At 43.0% G+C, this 23,173-nt stretch carries 21 protein-coding genes; 14 read left to right on the forward strand and 7 right to left on the reverse strand.

All coding sequences use genetic code 11. The annotated features are described in order from the left end of the window. Positions 1–11 precede the first annotated feature (11 nt). The 4 genes from EHS15_RS00460 to EHS15_RS00475 all read left to right on the forward strand — a co-directional run bounded on the left by EHS15_RS00460 (position 12) and on the right by EHS15_RS00475 (position 3,977). Entirely contained in the window at positions 12–1,868 is a 1,857-nt protein-coding gene (locus EHS15_RS00460) for an OmpA family protein (RefSeq protein ID WP_135758696.1), read from the forward strand. 5 nt (positions 1,869–1,873) lie between these two features. Then, positions 1,874–2,695: an LIC_11485 family protein gene (locus tag EHS15_RS19280; RefSeq protein WP_246051826.1), complete on the forward strand. Its 822-nt coding sequence runs from the start codon at positions 1,874–1,876 to the stop codon at positions 2,693–2,695. 88 nt (positions 2,696–2,783) lie between these two features. Beyond that, entirely contained in the window at positions 2,784–3,686 is a 903-nt protein-coding gene (locus tag EHS15_RS00470) for a tetratricopeptide repeat protein (protein ID WP_246051827.1), read from the forward strand. Positions 3,687–3,797: 111 nt separating this feature from the next. Continuing rightward, on the forward strand, positions 3,798–3,977 hold the full coding sequence (locus EHS15_RS00475) for a hypothetical protein (protein WP_135758563.1): 180 nt from the start codon (positions 3,798–3,800) through the stop codon (positions 3,975–3,977). Here the strand turns inward: EHS15_RS00475 and EHS15_RS00480 are convergent. Together EHS15_RS00480 and EHS15_RS00485 are read right to left on the reverse strand one after the other, a co-directional pair. Continuing rightward, positions 3,974–4,438: a chemotaxis protein CheX gene (locus EHS15_RS00480; protein WP_135758564.1), complete on the reverse strand. Its 465-nt coding sequence runs from the start codon at positions 4,436–4,438 to the stop codon at positions 3,974–3,976. The two genes, EHS15_RS00475 and EHS15_RS00480, sit on opposite strands and share 4 nt — an antisense overlap. Beyond that, positions 4,438–5,685, reverse strand: a complete 1,248-nt coding sequence (locus EHS15_RS00485) for a SurA N-terminal domain-containing protein (RefSeq protein WP_135758565.1) — start codon at positions 5,683–5,685, stop codon at positions 4,438–4,440. Before EHS15_RS00485 ends, EHS15_RS00480 begins: the two co-directional genes overlap by 1 nt. Positions 5,686–5,769: 84 nt before the next feature. Here EHS15_RS00485 and EHS15_RS00490 point away from each other — a divergent pair, with 84 nt between their 5' ends. Beyond that, entirely contained in the window at positions 5,770–6,471 is a 702-nt protein-coding gene (locus EHS15_RS00490; protein ID WP_135758566.1) for an LIC_11490 family protein, read from the forward strand. A 2-nt stretch (positions 6,472–6,473) separates the two neighbouring features. On the opposite strand, the gene EHS15_RS00495 is transcribed toward EHS15_RS00490, so the two are convergent. Next, a complete protein-coding gene (locus tag EHS15_RS00495; RefSeq protein WP_135758567.1) occupies positions 6,474–7,772 on the reverse strand; it encodes a DUF389 domain-containing protein in 1,299 nt (432 codons plus the stop codon). Between the two features lie 124 nt (positions 7,773–7,896). Here EHS15_RS00495 and EHS15_RS18995 point away from each other — a divergent pair, with 124 nt between their 5' ends. The 3 genes from EHS15_RS18995 to EHS15_RS00505 all read left to right on the forward strand — a co-directional run bounded on the left by EHS15_RS18995 (position 7,897) and on the right by EHS15_RS00505 (position 10,819). Beyond that, positions 7,897–8,061, forward strand: coding sequence for a hypothetical protein (locus tag EHS15_RS18995; RefSeq protein ID WP_167884110.1), 165 nt, complete (start codon positions 7,897–7,899; stop codon positions 8,059–8,061). A gap of 235 nt (positions 8,062–8,296) precedes the next feature. Beyond that, positions 8,297–10,288: a methyl-accepting chemotaxis protein gene (locus tag EHS15_RS00500; RefSeq protein ID WP_135758568.1), complete on the forward strand. Its 1,992-nt coding sequence runs from the start codon at positions 8,297–8,299 to the stop codon at positions 10,286–10,288. Further along, positions 10,289–10,819, forward strand: coding sequence for a nucleoside 2-deoxyribosyltransferase (locus EHS15_RS00505; protein WP_135758569.1), 531 nt, complete (start codon positions 10,289–10,291; stop codon positions 10,817–10,819). Positions 10,820–10,860: 41 nt separating this feature from the next. Here the strand turns inward: EHS15_RS00505 and EHS15_RS00510 are convergent, their stop codons facing one another. From EHS15_RS00510 to EHS15_RS00520, 3 genes are read right to left on the reverse strand one after another with little or no spacing between them, the layout of a single operon-like run. After that, positions 10,861–12,306 (reverse strand): gamma-aminobutyraldehyde dehydrogenase, encoded by a 1,446-nt coding sequence (locus EHS15_RS00510; RefSeq protein ID WP_135758570.1) that lies wholly within the window; start codon positions 12,304–12,306, stop codon positions 10,861–10,863. 4 nt (positions 12,307–12,310) lie between these two features. Further along, complete coding sequence (gene gabT / locus EHS15_RS00515) at positions 12,311–13,603, reverse strand: 4-aminobutyrate--2-oxoglutarate transaminase (protein ID WP_135758571.1); 1,293 nt, start codon at positions 13,601–13,603, stop codon at positions 12,311–12,313. Beyond that, on the reverse strand, positions 13,600–15,057 hold the full coding sequence (locus tag EHS15_RS00520; RefSeq protein ID WP_135758572.1) for an NAD-dependent succinate-semialdehyde dehydrogenase: 1,458 nt from the start codon (positions 15,055–15,057) through the stop codon (positions 13,600–13,602). Before EHS15_RS00520 ends, gabT begins: the two co-directional genes overlap by 4 nt. A gap of 142 nt (positions 15,058–15,199) precedes the next feature. Here EHS15_RS00520 and EHS15_RS00525 point away from each other — a divergent pair, with 142 nt between their 5' ends. From EHS15_RS00525 to EHS15_RS00550, 6 genes are all read left to right on the forward strand, one after another. Then, the gene (locus EHS15_RS00525) at positions 15,200–16,369 is read left to right on the forward strand and encodes an ABC transporter substrate-binding protein (protein WP_135758573.1); all 1,170 of its coding nucleotides are present in this window, start codon (positions 15,200–15,202) and stop codon (positions 16,367–16,369) included. A 103-nt stretch (positions 16,370–16,472) separates the two neighbouring features. After that, positions 16,473–17,483, forward strand: a complete 1,011-nt coding sequence (locus EHS15_RS00530; RefSeq protein WP_135758574.1) for an ABC transporter ATP-binding protein — start codon at positions 16,473–16,475, stop codon at positions 17,481–17,483. Between the two features lie 11 nt (positions 17,484–17,494). After that, positions 17,495–18,412 (forward strand): ABC transporter permease, encoded by a 918-nt coding sequence (locus EHS15_RS00535; RefSeq protein WP_135758575.1) that lies wholly within the window; start codon positions 17,495–17,497, stop codon positions 18,410–18,412. Beyond that, complete coding sequence (locus EHS15_RS00540) at positions 18,402–19,205, forward strand: ABC transporter permease (protein WP_135758576.1); 804 nt, start codon at positions 18,402–18,404, stop codon at positions 19,203–19,205. The genes EHS15_RS00535 and EHS15_RS00540 overlap by 11 nt, the downstream gene beginning before the upstream one ends. An 81-nt stretch (positions 19,206–19,286) precedes the next feature. Beyond that, positions 19,287–21,377, forward strand: coding sequence for a methyl-accepting chemotaxis protein (locus EHS15_RS00545; protein WP_167884111.1), 2,091 nt, complete (start codon positions 19,287–19,289; stop codon positions 21,375–21,377). 4 nt (positions 21,378–21,381) lie between these two features. Further along, positions 21,382–21,921 (forward strand): LOG family protein, encoded by a 540-nt coding sequence (locus tag EHS15_RS00550; protein ID WP_135758578.1) that lies wholly within the window; start codon positions 21,382–21,384, stop codon positions 21,919–21,921. 4 nt (positions 21,922–21,925) lie between these two features. Here the strand turns inward: EHS15_RS00550 and rocD are convergent, their stop codons facing one another. After that, positions 21,926–23,119, reverse strand: coding sequence for an ornithine--oxo-acid transaminase (rocD, locus tag EHS15_RS00555; RefSeq protein ID WP_135758579.1), 1,194 nt, complete (start codon positions 23,117–23,119; stop codon positions 21,926–21,928). Positions 23,120–23,173: the final 54 nt, after the last annotated feature.

Here is a 23,173-nt window from a genome sequence, read left to right on the forward strand (position 1 = left end):
TTTCGTATGGTATGGCACGGATTCTCATCATTCTAATCTTTCTTCTTGGGGGAGGGCTCATCAGCTCTCAAAACACTCAAAATGGGATCCAGGTCCTTGCGGGGGAACTCATTAATACTGGGCATATGTTGAAGATGGAGAAGCAGATCTTGCGGCTTTCTCCCTCTCCTCTACAGGAAGAATTGGCTTATATCACCGGAAAAAAAGTAAGAATGTTATGCGATGTGAGCGGTGATTCCTGCACACCGATTCGTTATGAGCTGGATCCTTTCGAAACCGCTAAGGTCGCCGATTGGACTTTGAAAAAAATCCCGAGATATGTAACCGGAGGGCATTTTTCTTTTAACCCTCAGTGTACTCCTGATGGAAAGATGTTGTTTTGGACGGCTCTTATTCGGGAAGGCGGTAGATCCACTCAGAAGATATGGGCCGCCAAACGAGATCAATACGGTTTTTGGATGCAGGGAGAACAACTTGCAACTCCATTGAACAATCGTTTACCTTCCGCAGTGATTTCCGCCTTGCCAGGCGGTAACGAACTTTTCGTTTTCGGTAATTTCGGAGAAGAAGAAATGTTGGATCTTTTGAAAAAAGAGATGCAGTTCAAATCCCAAGAAGCCTCCAGAGAAGCGCAAAATCCGAAAGATTTTCATTTTCGTTTGGGAAGATTGGAAACGGAATACAGAGAAAGAACCGAGAAAATCCAGAACAGGGCTCCTCTTTACAAATCCTACAAAACGGAAACAGGATGGTCGAATCCGAATCCGATTCATTTCCCTTCTTTTTATAATTGGTATAGAAAACCGGAGAATCCCAATCAACAAGTGTTCGGCGGTTCTGCTTTGTCTTCTACGGGAAGAACCATAGTTTATTCCGCACAACAAAAAAGAAATTACGGCAAACTGGACTTATATGTTACTTTTTTATCCGATACCGGTACCTTCGAAGAAGGAATCAATCTTGGATCGACATTAAATACGGGAGAAGAGGAGATGGCTCCTTTTCTTGCTCCCGACGATAAAACTTTATATTTTTCCTCTTCCGGAAGAAAGGAAGGAATTTCTATTTTCGTCTCAAGAAGGTTAAACGAAAATTGGAACCAATGGTCGGAACCTCAAGAGCTTTCACCTAACCTAAGAGGTGTGAACTTTTTCTCCATTCCTGCAGTAGGGAACTGGGCTTATGTTTCCAGAGACGGGGAATTGTACATGGCTGCCATCCCTCCATCTTTCCAGCCGGAGCCTGTAGTTGTCATCAAAGGAAAAGTAGTGGATGAGGAAGGAAAACCTCTTCAAGCATCCGTTACTTACGAATCTTTGATTAAAAAGAAAGGATTGGGTTCTACTGTTTCCGATCCTTTGACTGGAGAATTTTCCATCATCCTTCCGTTCGATGAGAACTACGGATTTTACGGAGAAAAAGAAGGATATCTTCCTGTTTCACGAAACTTGAATTTGGTGGGTAAGGAAAAGGAAGGTCTTGAAAAGACCGTTTTACTTGTGCTTCCTAAACTCAAGAAAGGAAACGAAATCGTTCTCAATAATTTGTTTTTTGCTTTCCGTTCCGTGGATATCACGAAAGAATCAGAACCGGAGTTGGATCGTTTAGCGGGACTTCTGAAAAAGAATCCTAGGTTGAAGGTTGTGATCGAAGGCCATACGGATAACGTGGGCGGAGACCAAGCCAATAAAAAACTTTCTATAGAAAGGGCTGTGTCGGTGGCAAACTATCTGAAGTCTAAACATCAGCTGGAAGAAACAAGAATCACCACCAAGGGGCTAGGGCAAGGAGTGCCCGTGGCAGACAACAAAACAGAGGATGGACGCGCACAGAACAGGCGGGTCGTCTTTAAAATTCTGGAAGATTAAACGATATGGTCGATCTAAAAAAGATCAATATTCCTAAAGTCAATGTAGATACCAAAAAGGTGATGGGGGCCGTCGACGGTCTTGTGGATAAAATCCCTCCGCAAGTGCAAAGCCTACTTCGCAAAATCGCTTTCGGGCTCTTGATTTTCTTTTTAGTGATGGGGATTTATACCGGTTGGTCCAAGGGATGGGATAATGCGACACCTCAAGGTCTCCAACTAGCACAAGATACACGGTCTCTTTTTTTGACCGAAATCGAAAGAGAATACAACCGTAAAAGAAAAGATGTTCAGATGACGGATCCTGAAAATCTGACTTATGAAAACAATCGCAGAATGCAGTTCGATTTTATCAGTGAAAGGGAAAAAACCAATCCCAATCAAAATACTCTTCCCGAAGAATCCGATTTTTTAGGCAAAGAATATGATTTTCGTAACAGAAGAAGTATGGATACGGAAACTCCTCCTATGGCCACTCCTTCCGGAGACGGTTTGATTTCTTCTCCGATCGACGTGGAAAAGATGGGAAATTGGGAAAATAAAGACAGTGGTCTTTTGAATGCGGATGCTCCTGCTTCCGGGAAAGAATTGGAAAGATCCAATGTGGATCTTTCCGCCAAACCTGCGAAAACGAATCTTCGTAATGCACCACTTGAAAATTCGGAAACGGAAGAGGACATTCGATTTAAGAAGATGTTGGATCGGGTGGATCAATTGGAAAAAAGAGTGGCTGAGAAAAGGAAAAAGGAAGCCGCCTCTTCCGCTCCTGCGGAATCTGTCACTGAGCCGAAGCGTAAGTTGAGAGAATTGGATCGAGTTCCTAGATGATCCGGGCGTTTCTGTGAAAAGATTTGTGGTACCTCCTACGAAAAACCTGCTCCTAATCTCTTTTCTTCTCCCTTTTGTAGGGAATTCTTTGTTTTCTCAAGGATCTGTCCCCTCTCAAGAGATATTTCTACCTTTTCCGGAATCTCAGAAAACGGAAGATTCCGGTTTGGAACAGCCTACACAGACCGTTTCTTCTCAGCCTTCCACCACATCGACTCTGGGAAAAGAATCCCAAGATACAACTTCTGCCGCTCCTTCGTCGGATTTATCCTCAAACTCCGGTTCCGTGAAGGAATCTGCCGTTGCCTCTACCCAAAAACAAAAAAACGGTAAAAACAAAAAGAAGGGGAAGGGGGAAGGTGTTGATCCTACGGAGCCACCTTACCAAAGAGGAAAGGCTTTTTTAACCAGAAATCAGAAGAAAAATGCTGAGACTGAATTCTCGGATTCCTATTCCAAAGAAGGAGAGAAATCTAGTCCTTCTCGTGTGGAAAACACCAACTTATTCGGATTAGATTCCAAAGATAAGGAAGGTTCCTCACTTGTCGATAAACAGGAAGATCCGGATCTAAAAATCAAAACCCAATTCGAACTGGCTCGTTCCTTGGATCGAGTAGGAAATCCGGAATCCGAAGAAAAAGCATATAAAGAATATCTAAAATTAGTCACTCAGTTTCCTGTTCATTCGGAAATTACACCTAGAGCTCATTATGCGATTGCGGTTCTTTTGTTTCGTAAAAAGGAATATCGTCCTTCTTTGCATCATTTGGTGAAACTCATCAAAGACTTTAAGGAGTCCAAAGAAAGATCCTCTGCTTATTATTATGCGGGACGGATTTATGAATCCGCTTGGCCGGAAAGAGATTTGGAAAAGGCAAAAAAATATTATGATTTGTATCTTGCCGCAACGGAAGGAAAAGTGATCAGTCCCGGCTATGATTTTAGAAAAGAAGTAAGAGAAAGAAGAAACTTGATAGAATCGTTTCCTTGATGCGATTTAGTTCTTCTTTCTTATTAAAACGAAATTTTTTATTCCTATCACTTCATAAGAAATAGAACAATGCTAGTGAGCAAGCTTGCTAGGAAAAAATAAGTTCCGCTGATGAGTCGAGTGGCAGCTGCCGGATGTTTGAAGTTGAGCCAAGAGCAGGCGACTTTCATTGCATTCGCATCCGGTGCAGTTGCAACATTAGGTGCGAATTTAAAATCTTTGCAAGTTTTGTCCGCAAACGAAAAAAATCTTTTGCGAGAATGGTTGAATCGAATCTCTGCGTCTACTTAAGCGATCGCTACGTTCACTTCGATCCTTCCGAATTTGGAGTAAAGATTGATCGAAAGAGTAGGCTTTTTGTTGAACTTAACAGAAGTTGTTTTGGATTCTTGAATGTTCGGAGTAGTGATTTCCACGGATTGACCGGAAGATGTGAATATATTCATGGCATTACCTGTAGTCATGTTGGCAATTTCACCTAATATATCTTTGTATTCGTTTTTTACATCTTCGTCGGAAAGACCGGGAACAAGTCTGCGGGAAATTTTATAGGCAGCATCGTAATTCATGCTGTAGACGACTTCACCGCTGAAAGACCCTACCACTCCGATCACAATCGCTAATTCGTGTGAGGGTGCAGGGGAGTCCTTGATGCCTATTTTCCCTCGGATCAGGTCTTGCTGCAAAACATCTCTAAAAACGATGGTGGCAGCTTCCAGGAAGGGATTGATGAAGTCGGCTTTTATTTGCATTATTCTAAGGTAGAGAGAGACTTTTGCTTCTCGATGTTGTATTCTCCCGAAAGGGACTGGTTTATTTCAACAAAAAAGCTGAGGAGCGGTTTTTGTTTCATAAAATCTGCCATCGGATCTGCGGGTGCAGAAGCCGTTTCCGGAGCTTTTGCGAAGCTGAGTTCTCCGAATTCCACGTAAATTTGTTTGTCGTTGTCCGTAAACGGCCCTGCGACTTTCTTTTTTCCAAAAGGATTGGCGGAGAGTTCTTCCCAAAATTTAGGATCGGAAGCCAAACGATAGCTTCCCTTGGGGGATTGGATGAGTTTCAAATTGGCCAAAGAAGTAGGTGCGATGGTTTCGATCGCTTGAGCCGTTTCTTTGGAAATTGCTTCCAATGCGTTTTCCGCTCCGGTAAGGGTTTGGATTCTTTTTTTCCAGATTTCTAATTCTTTTCTTTTTCTGTCGAATTTGAGTTTGGAAATAAGCACTGCTTTTCTTGCTTCGAAGCTCAAAGGATTGCCGGAAGCATCCTTAGGAACATTCCCTTCTTTTTTCTCTTTCTCATACTCAGCTTGTAGGTCCGCATCCGGGATTTGGATTTTGGACTCCAATTGGTTGAGTAGATTCACTTCTGTAAAAGCTACCACACGGAAAGAGATTTTTGCTGTTTTAGCTTCTGTTTCTAGAGCTGCTTCCGAAGGGGAAGCTGTCCATTTTTGATCCAAAAAGTTAGGAAATAGGCTGAATCCAGTTGCAGAATCGATTCGATATGTCATGGGAGCCGAAGTAAGAATCTGTTGGTAGATTTGTTCAACGGTACGGGAATCTTCTTCTGCGTAACCCGCTTGAGAAGAGGCTTCTTTATGAAGTTGGCGGGCTTGGTTGGAGATTTCTCTGCGAATGCTGATTTCGGAAACTCTGTAACCTACCGCTTTGGCAATGTCATTGGCAATGAATAACTCACGGATGGTAGAAAAAGCGCAGGAATTGATCGCCTCTTCGTTGGCGGCCATCTCTCTGGAATATTGTTGGTATCGATAATAGCAGTCTCTTCGAGCGGCGTTGAAATAGTCGATGGCGACGGAGGTACCACCGATTTTACCGGCTTTTGTGGAAGATTGGCCTGTCAAAGCTCCCATAAAGCTTTGTTCCGCATCCCCTGGGAGAAAAGTAACAATGAGCATTCCTACAAGAATGGTTAAAAAAAAGCCCACTACGGAGCGGGTGAGAATGTCTTTCCAATTACTTGGTTCTTCTTCGAACATAGGGAAATGGTTTCCCCGGTCTCAGACTTGTAAAGAAAAAATGTAATTAAGGGATTTAAAGGATGGGCAGATAATAAAAATGGTATGTTGTATGCTGCTTTCGCAATGATTTTGGTCGGGGTTTTGTGTTTCCTTTATGTTTCTTTAAGCCCCAAATCTCAGAAAAACGACCAACCTTTCAAAAGATTCGGAGAAAGGCAGCCAGCACAAGGGGCAGGATACAGTGCTTCTTATCGTCATAATCCCAATCTTTCAGTTTCTCCTCAGTTAGATGAACGAATCCGTAGGGAACGGGAAATCGCAGACCGCAGACCTGTTTGGGAAGAACCAAATCTGCATTATACGAAATCTGCTCCTGTTGTGGAAAAACCTTCCGTTGTGGAGAAAGCGAGCATTCTTCAGGAAACCAAAGAAGGTCTTTCTGAAGTGCCGGATGTGGTACCTCCTACACCCAGCCACTTCCAGATGGACGGAATCCTTTATTTGGATCATTCCGGAAAAATCCCTTTTGGCACCAAAGACCTAGGAGATTCCGAATCCAACGAAGAAGACCTTCGTAATTTCAAAAGGGTCGGTCCCGCACTCTTAAAGGAAGAGGACGGGAAATTCGTTTTCTATTCGGGTAATGTGAGTTATACGTATGGTTCGGACGATTTGGAACAAGTCGTCTTCTACGACCAAGGAATCGTTTTTTTACTCAAAGACAGCAAAGCTCCCAAACCGGTCTATTTCACGAAAGAAATGGATCAGTTTAAGGAATTTCTGACACAAGCCGCCTCTGCCTGATTTCACTCCGTCATTAATTTCACTTTTGTCAAATTCATCCGAACCTCCAGAAAGGAGGAAAGTTTTTCCGTCTCTTTTTGTGCGGGTTTCTTTTTCCATCTTCCGGCAAACAAATGGTAATTGTCGTATTCGTCTTTCGAGGGATTGTATTCTTTCGTTTCAGTGAGAGAGAAGGTTTCCAAGTCGGGAAAAAGAATTTGAAGTTCTTTTCCTAATTGGTCCAGATTCTTTTCTTGTGTCGCATTCGTATTTTTGTAGATCTCAGATAGGATTTCGAATTTTAGAGATTCCGTATTCGGGGCGGAAAAATCCTGGATGACGGAGAGTTCCGTATCACCTAATTGATAATTGGCGAGTTTGTTTTGGATGGAGGTGATCGTTTCTTCAGGAATCTTCGCACCGATGATGCTGAGTTCGATTCGGGAGGGGCTTCCGTATTTTATATTTGTTTCTATGATCTTCGTTTTTGGGAAATCGAAATTTTGAGTGATGAAAAGGTTCGCTCTCGCTTTGAAAAGAGATGAGTTTGCAATTTGCCAGGCGGTATAAATGGAAGGGAGGATTGTGATCAAAGCGAATACAGCAAGATACATCCTTACTTTTGCTTCTTTTTCTTTATAAAGTCCCCAATCTACTTTTCTAAACTTTAGATATCGTACAAAAACGAAAGTTGCGATCGCTATGAAAACGGAATTGATGAAGTAAAGATAAAAGGCACCTAAAAAGAAATTCCATTCTCCTTGGGCTAAACCGAAACCTGCCGTACATAAAGGGGGCATCAGTGCAGTTGCGATTGCGACTCCTGCGATAGCAGTTCCTTTTTCTTTTCTTGTGTTCGCAATGATTCCTGTCGCTCCTCCGAAGAGTGCAATGAGCACATCAAAGATGGTAGGAGTGGTTCTTGCTAAGAGTTCCGACTGCGCTTCGTTAATGGGAGTAACCGAAAAATATAAAGTGGAGGTCGCAATACTGACCAAAGTGGCGATTCCCAGATTACGAAAACATCTTTTGAGAAGATCGAAGTCGTTCGTGCCTGCGGCAAATCCTGCACCTACTATGGGTCCCATCAAAGGAGAGATCAACATGGCGCCGATGATCACAGCGGTAGAGTTCACATTGAGTCCGATGGAGGCGATAAAAATAGCAAAAATCAAAGTCCACAAATTGGTTCCTTTGAATTCGATGCCTTTTCTTACCGATTCAATGGTTCCTTCTTGATCCGTATCTTCATGAAGATGGAATAACTCCATGAATTTTATAATTTTAGCATAGGTTACGTTTTGCTCTGATAGATTCGACATAGAGGCGATCTTGGTAAAAGTAATCTTTCATATCAAGTGGAAAAAGATGAGTAAAATTTATTGACTTTGCTTTTCCCAAAGACATGGTAAGGTGGCGCCGGATGGTCGTTTCTTTTGGCATTGCTTGCACAAACATTCTTCCTCTTTTCCTTCCAGCTTTGCAAACGGTTCTTCTTCGGATGCTTGGGTGATGAATATGTATCAATCTACCGAAAATCTTCTCAAACAAAACAATACGAATAAACAGGCTTATACGTTCAATGTTCGTTGTGTTTCTACAGGCCCTTAAAAATCTGGTCATATCAGAGCGGACAAAGTGCCCGATCGGCGATCGGATACGAATTTCCTCTCTTGTGAAATCGTAAGAAATATCTTGACGAGTTTAAAAAAATTCCTAAGATACTGCTTACTTTTTTGGCTTCTTATTTTCGAAAATTCTAAATCGAAACCATTTTCCCTGTAAGAAAACAGTTTCGAATCAATTGAAAACAATTTCTCGATAAATTTTTTTACGGTGATGTTAAATGATTCGATCCAGTTTGAAAATCGTGCTGCTTGCCACGATCACTGCCACTGCCGTTTTGTTGACGGCATTTATTTCTACCTTCGCCTACGTGACTGCGAAACAATATGTAGAAGAAGCTTACGTAGACGAGATTCGTAAAGTCTCCAAATTATCGGGAGATCAAATCGCCCAATTCTTTGAGAACCAAAACAAACTGGCTGAATATCTTTCCTCAAATCCTCTCTTTACGGAAGCCATCCGAGATAAAAACTTCAAAGTTCTGAATGTATCCCTGGCGGATCTCTATCATAAAATGGGTTTCTATGAGAATATTTTCATCTCAACTCCCGAAACTAATCCTAAAATTTTCTCCGATGCGAACGGAAAAGCGATCGGTTTTCAATGGGGAGGGCAAGGGTTTGATGAGAACATCAAGCAGGCATTAGCTGGTAAAAAGCATCTAAGTAAGGTGGGAGAATCCCCTATCACTCACGATCCTGTTGCCTTGTTGACGGTGCCTGTCATCGATAAGAACAAAGTCATTGCGATATTGGCGTTTTCCTTATCCCTCAATTCCGTGACCGAAAAACTGGTGTCAGGAATCAAAATCGGGACGGACGGATTTGTGGCAATCACCGATTTCGACGGAGTCGTCGTGGGTCATCCCGATAAAAAATTAATTTTAAAACTCCGAATGAACGATATGGACTGGGGCAAAAAATTGATGGAATTGAAGTCGGGAGAATATACCGAATATTTCTTCAAAAAAGAAAAAATAGCCACATCTTATCGTTTGGAAGAATACAGATTGTCCGCATTCGCAGTGATCTCCAAGGACGATATATCCGAAGTCGTTCATAAGATGTTGTATAAGATCGCAGCTTTCGCTTTCGTCTTCTTGTTGTTATCTGTCCTTGTGATATATTATCTTCTGAACAGACGACTTCATCCGCTCCAAGAAGCAAGAGAACTTTTTAGATCCATGGCTTCCGGAGATCTCACCTCCGAACTTAAAATTTATCATCAGGATGAAATCGGTGATTTGAGTCAGGATACTAATTTTTTTCTGGAAAGTTTGAAAACTTCGATCGAAGAGATACAGAAAATTTCTTATGAACTTGCTTCTTCGGCAGAAGAACTTTCCTCTAGTTCGGATAACTTCTCTACTACGGCACAGTCCACTGCGGCTTCCGTAGAAGAGATGTCTGCGACTGTGGAAGAAATGTCAGCGGGTATGGAAAATATTTCCGGCTCTACGGACAATCAGTACAAAAACATTTCTGAATTTCAACAAAGGATCAGGGAGCTTTCATCCAGCGTAAATCAGGTAGGAGAAGAGATCCAAAACACTCTCAACCAAGCCAAGATGATTACCGCTCAAGCGAGAAAGGGAGAAGAATCCTTGATCGGAATGAATGAGATGATTTCCAATATCCTCAAGTCTTCCGGTGAAATGACTGCGATTGTGGGGATCATCAACGATATCGCCGATCAAACCAGATTACTTTCCCTAAACGCTTCCATCGAAGCCGCAAGAGCAGGCGATGCAGGTAAGGGATTTGCCGTCGTTGCGGAAGAAATTTCTAAACTTTCCGAAAAAACGGCATCCGCTATTAAATCTATCTCAAGTATGATTTCGAAAAATAAAGGTGAATTGGATAGCGGGGCACAAGGGATTAAATCCTCTACGGATATCATTCATTCTATCATCAAAAATGTGGATTCCGTATCCGCAGCTATGGACAAATTGTATTCTATCACTGGATCACAGAAAGAAATCAACGGAATCGTTTTGGAAAATGCCCATAAAGTGGGAATGGAAGCCGAGTCTGTCAAGTTTGCAACCGACGAACAAAAGAAGGCGGTCATAGAAATCAATCAAGTGATCGGTCAAATCAACGAACATACGATCAGTACTGCTTCAGGCGCCGAACAAATGTCCGCATCCTCTAAAAGTCTTTCTAATACTGCTGAACTTTTAAGAAGCATTGCAGAGAAGTTTAAGATATAAATGCCTATTTCCATTTATTTAGCAGGGCCGGAAGTATTTTTTCCGAACGGATTCGAGATATTAAAAAGGCATCGGGAAAAATGTGAAGCAAAAGGTTTTATCGCTTACACTCCGTTTGATGGAGAACTTCCTCCGCATTTGCCAAGAGATTTATCTATGGCGAAACGAATTTTCGAATCGAACTGTGAATTGATTCGAAAATCGGACAGAATTTTAGCGAATTGTAATTTCTTCAGAGGCGCCTGTGTGGATGACGGTACTTCCTTCGAAATCGGTTACGGTTTTTCTTTAGGAAAAGAGATTTGGGGGTATCGGAGTGATCTGACCGCTTTGCATCTTAAGACGGCGGAAGTTGTTCCTACATCCTTTCATGATTCCGGTTTTCGGATGGACCAAGAAGGATATCTATTGAACGAAGATTTCGGGAATTCGATCAATTTGATGCTTGAATTTTCCATCCTTCAGTCCCAAGGTAAACTTATATTAGGTGATTTCTCTTCAGCGCTTGAGGAGATGGCAAAGCAAATATAGAACAACGAATTGTCTATACTTGCTTTCCTTAAGAGTTTCTTTCAGACTCCTCCGATCATAATGTGTTTGGTGATGAGATAGTCTCCCATCGATTCTGCGGAAAGATCTTTTCCGAATCCAGATTGTTTGAATCCTCCGTGAGGAGCTTCCGAAGCCAAAGGCAGATGGTCGTTGATCCAAACCGTCCCGAATTCCAGTCTTTGGGATACCCGCATAGCACGAGATAGATCGTTTGTCCAAATTGAGGAAGCCAATCCGTAGTTGACATCATTTGCAAAAGCAATCGCATTTTCCTCTTTTTCAAAAGGGAGGATTGTGAGGACGGGACCGAACACTTCGTTCTGTACGATCTCTGCATTTTGAGAGGTTTCTGCGATGACGGTAGGTTCGAAAAAATAACCTCGATCGAAAGATTTAGGAATTCCTCCTCCTGTAAGAATCTTCGCACCGGATTGTTTCGCTCTTTCTACAAAACCGGAAACTCTTTCTCTCTGGATTTTGGAAATCAAAGGACCCATTTCGGAAGCATCGTCGAAAGGAAGACCTATCTTTACGGAACGCATCGATTCTACAAGAGCTTCCGTCGCCCGTTTCAACTGGGATTTCTGGACATACACTCTTGTCGCTGCAGTGCAGTCTTGCCCCGTATTGCATGTGGCGCCTAATGTCGCCTTGGCAGCTAACAATTCTAAGTCTGCCTCTTCGAATACGAGTAAAGGGGCTTTGCCACCTAACTCTAAATGTACTCTTTTCAGGGTATTCGCAGCGCTTCTCATTATTTTTTTTCCTGTTTCCGTGGAACCTGTGAGTGAAACCATTCTGACGGAAGGATGGTCTACGATCGTTTGACCGGTTTCGTTTCCTCCCGTAACTATATTGATCACTCCTTCCGGAAATCCTGCTTGACCGGATAATTCAGCTAACATTAAAGTGGTGATCGGAGTTCCTGGAGCCGGTTTGAGAACTACGGTACATCCTGCAGCTAAAGCAGGCCCCAACTTCCATACAGCCATTAGGATCGGATAATTCCAAGGAGTGATTTGGCCGACGACTCCTACAGGTTCTCTTCTGAAAAGGGAAGTGTATCCTGGAAAAAATTCTCCCGATCTGCTTCCTTGGGTTTCTCTGGCGGCCCCTGCGAAAAATTTGAGATTGTCTACCGCAAAAGGAATGTCTCCCACCAAACTTAGGTTTTTATAAGGTTTGCCCGTATTTTCCGATTCCGCTTTCGCAAATTCCTCCGTTCTTTCGGAGAGTAGTTCCGCTAATTTCCAAATGCAGTTCGCTTTTTCTCCAGGAGTCAGCCGGGACCAACGGCCGTCATAAAAAGCGTTATGTGCCGCTTGAACCGCTTTGTTTACGTCTTCAGGAGAAGAATCGATCACTTCCGCAATCAGATCTCCCGTGGCGGGATTTTCGATCTGCATTTTCTTCCCGCCTAACGTATCTTCCCATTTTCCGTTGATCCACAATTTAAACTGTTTCATCCGATTACCCTATTTCCTCTAAAGATTTTTGAATGATGGAAAGACCTTCTTCTACGATGGAATCCTCCGCAGTGAGAGGCACCAGGATTCGAATCACATTTCCATACACACCGCAGGAAAGAAGGATCAGGCCGTTTTCGAGAGCTTTCGTAGTCAATTTTTTGGCAAGATCCGCTGAAGGCTGGTTCGGATCCCCGTTTTCGATCAATTCGAATGCCACCATACCGCCTAATCCTCGTATTTCGCCGATATAGGGGGAAGAATTTCTCATATCTTTCAGTTTTTTTTGGATGTTCTCACCCATCTGTGCGGATCTTGCCAAAATGTCCTCTTCTTCGATGAGATCCATCACTGCGATGGCAGCGGCACAAGCCACAGGGTTTCCCGCATAGGTGCCTCCTAGTCCTCCCGGTTCCGCGGAGTCCATAATTTCCGCCTTACCGATGACAGCCGAAAGAGGCATTCCCGCCGCAAGAGATTTGGCAGTGGTGATGAGATCCGGTTTGATTCCGCTGTGTTCGATGGCGAAAAGTTTTCCTGTTCTGGCGAATCCGGACTGTACTTCGTCCGCAACAAGTAGAATGCCATATTCATTACAGATAGATCTTAATTTTTTCAAGAAGGAAGGAGAAGCGATGTAGAACCCTCCCTCACCTTGTACAGGTTCAATGACGATGGCTGCGACTCTGTAAGGATCTATATCCGACTTGAAAATATTGGAAAGTGCTTTTAGGGAATCTTCTTCCGTCACTCCATGGTATTCCATAGGGAAGGGAGCGTGGTAAACGTCGGAGGGAAAAGGACCGAATCCTTTTTTATAAGGAATGATTTTTCCCGTCAAAGCAAGAGTCATCATCGTTCTTCCGTGGAACCCTCCTAAGAAGGAGATCACTCCTGTTCTCCCTGTGGCAGTCCTTGCGATTTTGACAGCGTTCTCCAATGCTTCCGCACCGGAAGAAAACAAAATGGTTTTTGAAGCTCCTTCAATGGGAGCCTTTTGATTCAATTTCTCCGCAAGAGTCACATAAGGCTCGTAAGGCATGATTTGGAATGCAGTATGGAGGAATAAATCGACTTGTTTGTGAATCGCATCCAATACTTTGGGATGACAGTGTCCCGTATTCATCACACCGATTCCACCTCCGAAATCTATATAACGTTTGCCTTCCACATCCCAGATCTCTGCGTTTTTTGCCCTATCAGCAAATACATGATAGGCGGTTGTGACTCCTCTGGGGACATTTTTCAAACGTTTTGCCCAGAGGGCTTGGTTTGTCGATGAGGTTTGGTTTGTCATGTAATGCCTCCTAGGCAGAGATATTTGGTTACAGTATAATCGTCTAATCCGTATTTGGAGCCTTCTCTTCCCATTCCGGAGAATTTGACCCCTCCGAAAGGAACCTGTTCGGAAGATATGATTCCTTCGTTGATGCCTACCATTCCGTATTCCAATTGTTCCGCTACTCGGAAGAGTCTGGCTATGTCTTTGGTGTAGAGATAAGATGCTAGACCGAACTCGGTATCGTTGGCAAGTCGAACGGCTTCTTCTTCCGTTTCGAATGTCATAATCGAGGCAACAGGCCCGAAGGTTTCCTCTCTGCTAGCTAACATTTCTTTGGTGACCGGATACAAAACAGTAGGTTCGAAAAAATTTCCTCCCAAAGGATGCGGTCTACCTCCTGTAAGTATTTTAGCACCTTTTGAAACTGCGTCCTGAATGTGAGTCTCTACTTTTTGTTTGGCCGCCTCATTGATCAGAGGGCCTTGTTCCGATTCGGAGAGTAGGCCGTTTCCTACTTTCAATCGGGAGGAAGCTTCCGTCAATTTTGCTGCGAAATCGTCTGCGATATTTTTATGAACCAAGAATCGATTTACACAAACACATGTTTGTCCCGTATTTCTGTATTTGGATAACATGGCTCCCTTCACTGCTTCGTTTAAATCGGCGTCTTCGAAAACGAGGAAAGGAGCATTTCCACCTAACTCTAAGGAGAGCTTTTTCAAAGTTTGTGCCGATTTTTCCATAAGATACATTCCCGTTTTTGTGGAACCAGTGAAGCTGAGTTTACGGACGTCTGCACTTTCTAAAATGGTTTTGCCTATAGAAACAGGATCCCCTGTCACCAAATTCCAAACTCCTTTCGGTATCCCCGCTTTTTCACCTAATACAGCTAAAGCGAAAGCGGAGTATGGAGTGAATTCTGAGGGTTTGGAGACCACTGTGCATCCTGCTGCGAGTGCGGGAGCGACTTTTCTAGTCAGCATGGCGGCAGGAAAATTCCAAGGAGTGATGGTGGCGACCACTCCTATAGGTTCTTTTAAAACCAAAATGCGAGTGTCCCTTCTGTGGGAAGGGACGATATCACCATACATTCGTTTGGCTTCTTCCGCAAACCATTCGATGTAAGAGGCGGCATATTGAATTTCTCCTCTGGATTCGGCAAGAGGTTTGCCTTGTTCCAAAGTCATGATATGAGCCAACTCTTCTTTATATTCTAAAATGAGTTGAAACCATTTATGCAGGATGTTGGCTCTTTCCTTTGCGGTACGTTTTTTCCAATCCGTAAATGAGGACACCGCTGAACGAATGGCAGACTTCGTTTCCTTCGCTCCTGAGTTGGGAACGGAACCTAGGACTTCGTTTGTCGCCGGATTCACCACATTGAGCTTACGATTGTCTTCGGAATCCACCCACTCTCCGTGGATGTAATTTGTTTCTCGAAACAAGGAACTGTCTTTGATGGATTTCATAGGATTGCCAATTCATAAGTAAGCCGGTATGAAAAAAATTCATACCTTTTTTTTAAAAACGAAGTTAGTTGTTGATCTATTTTAAAAAATAGGAAAACTTTTCCCTGAAAAACTTGAAACAACCAGAGGAGCTAATTGAATCATGAAACCAGAATCATTCCGTAGAATCCTTTCTGCTGCGATTATACTGTCACTCAGTCTAACAATCGCTTGCGGAAAAAAAGACTCCAAGTTATCCGAAATAGGACAGTCGGAAGGCGAAGTATCCATAGTCGCCTGGCCGGGTTATATCGAAAAGGGTGAAACCGATAAAGCATACGACTGGGTCACCGAGTTTGAAAAAAGCACCGGTTGTAAAGTGAGTATAAAAACGGCGGCAACTTCCGATGAAATGGTTGCTTTGATGAACGAAGGCGGTTTCGATTTAGTGACTGCTTCCGGGGATGCCTCCTTACGTTTGATAGCCGGAAACAAAGTGCAAGAGATCAATATCGATCTTATCCCCAGCTGGAAAAATATAGACTCTCGTCTGCAAAATGCCGCTTGGCATACTGTCGACGGAAAACATTACGGAGTTCCTTATCAATGGGGTCCTAACGTTTTAATGTACAATACGAAAGTGTTTAAAGTCGCTCCTACAAGTTGGAACGTAGTTTTTGAAGAACAAAAATTGCCGGATGGAAAATCGAATAAAGATAGAGTGCAAGCTTTTGACGGGCCGATCTACATCGCGGATGCGGCTTTGTATCTTAAATCCGCCAAACCGGAATTAGGAATTCAAGATCCTTACGAATTGGATGAAAAACAATATTCCGCAGTCATTGATCTTTTGAAAAAACAAAGACAGCTCGTACCTAAATACTGGCACGATGCGATGGTGCAAGTGGACGACTTCAAAAAAGAAGGGTTAGTTGCTTCCTCCACTTGGCCTTTCCAAGTCAATATGTTGATCGGAGAAAAACAGCCGGTAGGTTCCGTAGTTCCTAAGGAAGGGGCGACAGGATGGGCAGATACCACAATGCTTCATAGAGATTCCAAACATCCGAACTGTGCATACAAATGGCTTGAACACTCCATCCAACCGAAAGTGCAGGGAGACTTGGCTTCTTGGTTCGGGTCGGTTCCTTCCGTCCCTAGCGCCTGCAAAGGAAATGCATTGTTAGGTGACAGCGGTTGTTCCATCAACGGATTCAATAATTTCGAAAAAATCTCCTTTTGGAGAACCCCTGTGGAAAATTGTTCCGGAGGAAGAAAATGTATCCCTTATAAAAAATGGGCGGAAGATTATATTTCCATCATCGGAAGCAGATAATCCCGATCCTTTTTAAACCTTAAAAATAAAGTTCGGTTCGGCATTTTGCCGGATCGAACCATCACCGAAATCGGTGGATGAGTGCGGAGGAAAGTGAGTATACATGAGTTACGATGTGGAATTCCAAAATGTAACTAAAAAGTTCGATCAATTTTTTGCAGTGGATCAGCTGTCTTTCGGGATTCGGAAAGGCGAGTTTTTTTCCATGTTAGGTCCTTCCGGATCGGGAAAAACCACCTGTCTCAGAATGATCGCAGGGTTTCAGGACCCCAGTGAAGGCAGTGTGTTTCTGGAAAACAAAGATGTAACAGGCGTTCCTCCCTACCTTAGAAACGTAAATACGGTATTTCAAGACTACGCTCTTTTTCCTCATTTGAATGTGGAAGAAAATGTAGGATACGGCTTAAAGATCAAAAAACTACCTACTTCAGAAATTCAAACAAGAGTGAGGGAAATGTTGGAGATGGTGCGCCTTCCAGATGCGGGGAAAAGAAAACCTTCCGAACTTTCCGGTGGACAAAGACAAAGAATCGCATTGGCAAGAGCACTCATCAATCGTCCGGGAGTTCTTCTTTTGGATGAACCTCTAGGAGCGCTGGATCTCAAATTGAGAGAAGAGATGCAGATCGAACTCAAATCCATTCAGAAAAAAGTAGGGATCACTTTCGTATTTGTAACCCACGACCAGGAAGAAGCATTGTCTATGTCCGATCGAATCGCCATCTTTAATAAAGGTAAGGTGGAGCAAATAGGAACTCCTTCCGAAGTTTACGAAAGGCCTTCCACAGAGTTCGTTGCCAATTTTGTGGGGATCTCCAATATTTTGAAAGGAGAGGAACACAGATCCATTTTGGGCAAGTCAGAGAATGCGATGATTCGCCCTGAGAAAATCCATGTATTGGATTCCGACTCATCTAAAGATGGTTTGGTGACATTGAACGCTTTTTTCAAAAATCATATCTATTCCGGAGCTACTTCCAGACTTCTCTTCGAAACCAAATCAGGGCAAAGTTTGGTGGTATTCCATCAAAATCAAAAAACAAACGAAGAGAAACTTTCTTTGGGCAGAGAGGTTCTTCTCGCCTGGAAAGAATCCGATATGCATTTGTTTTAAAGGTTTGCGATATGACTGCTCTCTTGAACCGATTTTTTGTGTTTTTGTTTTACCGCAAAACACTCGCATTGTTTTTGCTTTTGTCTCCTTTGCTTCTTTGGCTGGGGATCGTATATTTGGGTTCTTTGTTTACCCTTCTGATACAAAGTTTTTTTTCCGTAGATTCTTTTTCGGGAGTGATCAAAAAGGAATTCACTTTAGAGTCTTATTACGATCTGTTCCGTCTTTCCACAAACTGGGACATCATCTTCCGCACTGCGGGAATGGCTTTCTCTGTGACTTTGATGAGCGGAATCATTGCATTCCCTATCGCCTATTATATGGCGATGTATGCAGGGCCAAAGTTGAAACCGGTTTTGTATCTGGGAGTGATGCTTCCTCTCTGGTCTAGTTATCTTGTAAAGGTATATGCCTGGAAACTTTTGATGGCTAAGGAAGGAATCATCACTTGGTTTTTAGAGCGTTTGCATCTCATGTCCGTTTTGGATTATGCGTTGAGTCTTCCTGTGATCGGTGGCTCATCTTTGTCCTTCTCTTATTTAGGGATGTTTTTGGTATTCGTATATATCTGGCTTCCTTATATGATCCTTCCTGTGCAGGCTTCTTTGGAAAGAATTCCCAAATCATTGTTAGAGGCTTCTTCCGATTTGGGAGCTAGTCCTTTCTCAACGTTCCGTAAGGTGATCCTTCCTTTGGCGTTTCCCGGTGTAGTCGCCGGGTCTATATTCACTTTTTCCCTTACCTTGGGAGATTATATCATTCCTACCATCATCGGAAATTCCAGTTATTTCATCGGTATGGCAGTTTATACTCATCAAGGAACGGCAGGTAACATTCCTTTGGCGGCAGCTTTTTCCGTAGTGCCGATCGTAATTATGATGATTTATCTCACAATCGCAAAACGATTAGGAGCTTTCGATGCTCTCTAAAATGAATTTCAGCAAATTGAGCCTTCTTGTCGCCACGATCCTCGGGTTTTTGTTCATACACATTCCCATCTTTCTGATCATTCTGTACGCTTTTTCCACGGATGAAAAAACGTTTCAATTTCCTCTCCCCGGTTTCACCTTAAGGTGGTTTGGTGTTGCTTGGGATAGACCCGATATTTGGGATGCTATTTTTCTTTCCGTGCAGGTGGCCTCTATCTCCACTGCGGCAGCAATCGTTTTGGGAACTTTGGCGAGTTTGGCCATCTACAGAAGTAGTTTTTTCGGCAAAGAAGTGATTTCTTTTTTGGTGATCCTGCCGATCGCATTGCCTGGAATCGTCACAGGAATTTCTTTACGTTCCGCAATGAGTCTCTTTGGAATTCCTTTCAGCACATGGACGATCGTCATCGCACATGCGACTTTCTGTATCGTGACCGTTTATAATAATGTGTTGGCTCGTTTGAGAAGAAATTCCTATTCTCTTGTGGAAGCTTCTATGGATTTGGGAGCCAACCAATGGGAGACCTTCCGCTATGTGGTTCTTCCTAATATTGCCACGGCACTTTTAGCGGGAGGAATGTTGTCTTTTGCACTTTCTTTCGACGAAGTCATCGTAACTACTTTCACTGCGGGGCAACAATCCACTGTGCCAGTGTGGATGTTGACGGAATTCATCCGTCCCAGACAGAGACCTGTGACGAATGTTGTCGCAGTTTTCGTGATTTTGGTGACCACATTACCCATATTAGCCGCTTATTATTTGACGCAAGAATCGGGTTCGGAAAAGAAATAAATATTTAACGAGCCGCTCGCTTCTTTCCAGAAAATATTGGATTGGAATCGTCTTTCTCGTCTAATGACCAAAGGGTTCCTCATGAAACGTTTTCTGGACGATCTTAAAATTTGGCAAAAATTACTCGCACTTTTTCTCCCTCTCGCTGTTTCCCTAGTTGTGATGCTTTTTCTTCTCGTTCGGGAAATGAACTCCTTTATCGATTTAAGTCAGGCAGAAGTGAAAGGATTGGAATTTCAAATTCCTATCAGAAAATTATTAACTTTGGTCATTGAAAGGAGAGGAACCGGCCATCTGATCATATTGGGAGATCGAACCAAAAAAGAACATTTTGACGCAACTACAGCTTCCATCGATGCGGTTTTGCAGGAGATGAAAGTATTGGACGATCGAAACAAGTCCGGCTTTCGGGAAGAAAAGGTGTATGCGGATCTGGAGTCCGACTGGTCGAAACTCAAGGGAACGGATGTATTGACGTCGATTCAATTGAATTTCGATTTATCTCAAAAGGTTTTCGACGACAGTTCTCGTTTTTTAGAGTTAGTTGGTGACAAGGCAAATCTCACTTTGGACTACGAATTGGCTACCAATTCCATAAACAATGTTTCCATCCGTTATCTTCCTAACCTCATATATACGATCAGCAAAATACGTGCCAGAGGAGTGAACACTCTCTTTGCAGCAAAACTCTCCGAAGAAGACCGTATCTTTTTTGCCGAACAATCCGCACTCATCCGATCCGGCATTTACGAAAGTAGATCTCTTTTAAGGAAAATAGAAACGACGGATCCTAAACTCGCAGAAACCATCACTGCCATTTATAAGGACTTCGATTCGATAGAAGAGTATCTAAAGATGGTGAACAGAGAGATGATCACCGGAAAAAAGACAAATTTAATCTTAGGTGATTTTTTCGCATCGTCTTCTTTTGCGATGGAGAAAGCGGGAATCATTTTCGATTCTCTTCATGCCGTTTCTAAAATCAAGATTCAGGAAAGACTGGATGAATTGGAACAACGTAAGTTCATGTATTTGATTTCGATCACGATGATCATTCTATTCGGTTCTTTGTTTTCTTATTTTCTGATTTTATCCATCATCAAACCCATTCATTCCATAGAGAACGGTTTGAGCCGTATTGTAAACGATAGGGATCTCACACTTTCCGTGGATGTACATTCCGAAAACGAAATAGGAAGCCTTGCCAAAAATATAGATAGTTTTGTAAGTTATATGGCGGATGTCTTTAAGAAGATGGGCTCCATGTCCGATTCTTTGAATCAAATCGCAAAAGAACTGGAAGGTTCGGTTCACTATCTTTCCGAAGCTTCGCAGTCGCAAGCTGCCAGCACGGAAGAGTCAAGTGCCGCCATCGAAGAGATTGCGGCGAGTTTGCAGCATGTATCTTCTTTGGTGAGTGAAGAAACAAAAAACTCTCACGAAACCAATAAAAGTTCCATCCGTTTGCAGACCAATATCAAGGCGGCAAGTGGTCGTCTTTCCCGATTAGGTGAAAGCGCGAAAGAAAGCGCCAATCGAGCCATGGCGGGGAAAGAAAAAATCAATTTGGCTACAGAGTCCATCGAAGAGATCAGAGATACCGCCTCCCAAATCAATTCGATCACGAATTTAATCAAAGAGATTTCCGACCAAACCAACTTACTTTCCTTAAATGCGGCCATTGAAGCGGCAAGGGCAGGGGATTCAGGAAGAGGCTTTGCAGTCGTTGCGGAAGAAATCGCAAAATTAGCGAATAGGTCCGTGACCAGCGTAAACGATATAGGGAAACTCGTTTCTTCTACGAATGCCGCCGTGACAAAGGGTTCGGACAATGTGAACACTGCCGTCAATGTTCTTTTGGAAATCATAGATAATATCGGCAATATCGAAGTGGAGTTGGGAGATGTGGTGCAGTTGATCCAAAAACAGGTGGACGAAATCAACTTGATTTCCCATAATATTCAGTTGGTTGCGGATGAATCTCTTCAGATCGAAAATGCTGCCAATGAACAAAAGTTATCTGCGGATCAAATTGCGAAAAGCATCCAATTGATCACTTCGGAATCACAATCCATCGCTTCCAATTCTTCCGAATTGGCGGTCGTTTCCGAAACTATTTTTCAAAAGGCGAACGAACTGAAATCGATGATTTCCGGCTTTAAAATAGAGTAATGATATGAAAAGAATCGCTGTTTTTTGCGGGGCAAGTATGGGAACCGACCCCGAATTCATCAAAGCTTCCGATCAATTAGCAAACGTTATGGTCGAGAACGGTTTCGGACTCGTTTACGGAGGAGGAAATTCCGGACTTATGGGGAAAATCGCCGATAAAGTGATGGAACTAGGCGGGGAAGCCATCGGGGTCATTCCTGAAAAATTGGTGAAAAGGGAAATCGCACATTATCATCTGACCGAACTTTTGGTTGTGGAAACCATGCACGAAAGAAAGGCGAAGATGTCCGAGCTTTCCGACGGTTTCATCGCTATGGCGGGAGGAATCGGCACCTTAGAAGAGTTAACCGAAGTTTTTACCTGGAATCAATTGGAATACCATGATAAACCGACCGCATTATTGAATACGAGCGGTTATTACGATACCTTGGTTCGTTTTATGGACGAAATGGTTTCCAAAGAATTTTTAAGATCGGAACAAAGAGACAAACTCATCGTAGACGAAGATCCTGCAAAACTTCTTCGCAAAATGAATTTGATTTAACCTTTTATCCTAAAACTTTTCGAAACACTCCTACTGCAAAATCAATCTCCTCTTTCGTAATGACCAAAGGAGGAGTGAATCGAATCACGTTTTCATGAGTGTCTTTGCAAAGAAGCCCTTCTTCCATCAGTTTCAAGCAGACCTCTCGGGCGGGAATATCCAGTTCGATTCCTATCAGCAAACCCATTCCTCTGACTTCCTTGATGTGTTTCGAAGGGATTTCTCTGAACAGGGACATTGCATATTCTCCCAATTCTTTCGATTTTCGAATCAGATCCTCCTTTAAAATTATATCTAACGCTTGCTTGGCGATCGCACATCCGAAAGGATTTCCACCGAAGGTGCTGCCGTGACTGCCTGGTTCCATCAGTCCCAAAGTTTCTCTGTCGCCTAAAACGGCGGAAATGGGATAATATCCTCCGCTGAGCGCTTTTCCTACTGTGATGAGATCGGGTTTCACTCCGTATCTTTCGAAACAGAATTTTTCTCCCGTTCTTCCTAGTCCCGTTTGGATTTCGTCTGCAATGAATAAAACCTGTTTTTCCCTGCATATTTTTTCCACCTCATGCAAGTAAGATGGAGGAGGCAGATAAACTCCTGCCTCTGCCTGTATGGGTTCCACCAAAAATGCCGCTGTCTCATTTGTGATAGATTCTCTCAGGGCATTTGCATCGCCGAAAGGAATGATCTTAAATCCGGGAGTGAACGGCCCGAAATCCGCCCGATAACTTTCTTCCGAGGAGAAGGAAATGACTGTGGTGGTTCTTCCGTGAAAATTATTTCTGCAGACGATGATCTCCGCCTTGTTCTCCGGGATTTTTTTGCGGCGGTATCCCCATCTTCTGGCGACTTTGATCGCCGTTTCCACCGCTTCCGCTCCCGAATTCATGAGAAGGAACATATTTTTCCCACTGAATCGATGTAATGTTTCGTATAACTCTGGTAATTTGGTGTTTCGGAAGGCTCGGGAGGTAAGTGTAAGGATTTTCGCCTGGTTTTGCACCGTTTCTTGGAGGGATGGATGACAATGACCCTGATTTAGGGCGGAATAGGAAGCAAGACAGTCCAAATACTTTTTGCCGGAGATGTCCCAAACCCACACTCCTTCCCCTTTTTCCAAAACTACGTCGAGCGGATTGTAGTTCGGAGCTCCGAAAGATGATTCCAACTCTAAGAAATAAGAAAAATTTTCCGTCATGAATACAAGAGTATAGGAAAATGCTCATGAGGAAATGTTTATTTTGAAATCTAT

This window comes from Leptospira idonii, assembly GCF_004770995.1.
Classification (GTDB): Bacteria; Spirochaetota; Leptospiria; order Leptospirales; family Leptospiraceae; genus Leptospira_A; species Leptospira_A idonii.

Coding starts and splice junctions, on each gene's coding strand:
- EHS15_RS00460 (WP_135758696.1), top strand. CDS start 12: ATGGCACGGATTCTCATCATTCTAATCTTTCTTCTTGGGGGAGGGCTC.
- EHS15_RS19280 (WP_246051826.1), top strand. CDS start 1,874: ATGGTCGATCTAAAAAAGATCAATATTCCTAAAGTCAATGTAGATACC.
- EHS15_RS00475 (WP_135758563.1), top strand. CDS start 3,798: ATGAGTCGAGTGGCAGCTGCCGGATGTTTGAAGTTGAGCCAAGAGCAG.
- EHS15_RS00480 (WP_135758564.1), bottom strand. CDS start 4,438: ATGCAAATAAAAGCCGACTTCATCAATCCCTTCCTGGAAGCTGCCACC.
- EHS15_RS00485 (WP_135758565.1), bottom strand. CDS start 5,685: ATGTTCGAAGAAGAACCAAGTAATTGGAAAGACATTCTCACCCGCTCC.
- EHS15_RS00490 (WP_135758566.1), top strand. CDS start 5,770: ATGTTGTATGCTGCTTTCGCAATGATTTTGGTCGGGGTTTTGTGTTTC.
- EHS15_RS00495 (WP_135758567.1), bottom strand. CDS start 7,772: ATGTCGAATCTATCAGAGCAAAACGTAACCTATGCTAAAATTATAAAA.
- EHS15_RS00500 (WP_135758568.1), top strand. CDS start 8,297: ATGATTCGATCCAGTTTGAAAATCGTGCTGCTTGCCACGATCACTGCC.
- EHS15_RS00505 (WP_135758569.1), top strand. CDS start 10,289: ATGCCTATTTCCATTTATTTAGCAGGGCCGGAAGTATTTTTTCCGAAC.
- EHS15_RS00510 (WP_135758570.1), bottom strand. CDS start 12,306: ATGAAACAGTTTAAATTGTGGATCAACGGAAAATGGGAAGATACGTTA.
- gabT (WP_135758571.1), bottom strand. CDS start 13,603: ATGACAAACCAAACCTCATCGACAAACCAAGCCCTCTGGGCAAAACGT.
- EHS15_RS00520 (WP_135758572.1), bottom strand. CDS start 15,057: ATGAAATCCATCAAAGACAGTTCCTTGTTTCGAGAAACAAATTACATC.
- EHS15_RS00525 (WP_135758573.1), top strand. CDS start 15,200: ATGAAACCAGAATCATTCCGTAGAATCCTTTCTGCTGCGATTATACTG.
- EHS15_RS00530 (WP_135758574.1), top strand. CDS start 16,473: ATGAGTTACGATGTGGAATTCCAAAATGTAACTAAAAAGTTCGATCAA.
- EHS15_RS00535 (WP_135758575.1), top strand. CDS start 17,495: ATGACTGCTCTCTTGAACCGATTTTTTGTGTTTTTGTTTTACCGCAAA.
- EHS15_RS00540 (WP_135758576.1), top strand. CDS start 18,402: ATGCTCTCTAAAATGAATTTCAGCAAATTGAGCCTTCTTGTCGCCACG.
- EHS15_RS00545 (WP_167884111.1), top strand. CDS start 19,287: ATGAAACGTTTTCTGGACGATCTTAAAATTTGGCAAAAATTACTCGCA.
- EHS15_RS00550 (WP_135758578.1), top strand. CDS start 21,382: ATGAAAAGAATCGCTGTTTTTTGCGGGGCAAGTATGGGAACCGACCCC.
- rocD (WP_135758579.1), bottom strand. CDS start 23,119: ATGACGGAAAATTTTTCTTATTTCTTAGAGTTGGAATCATCTTTCGGA.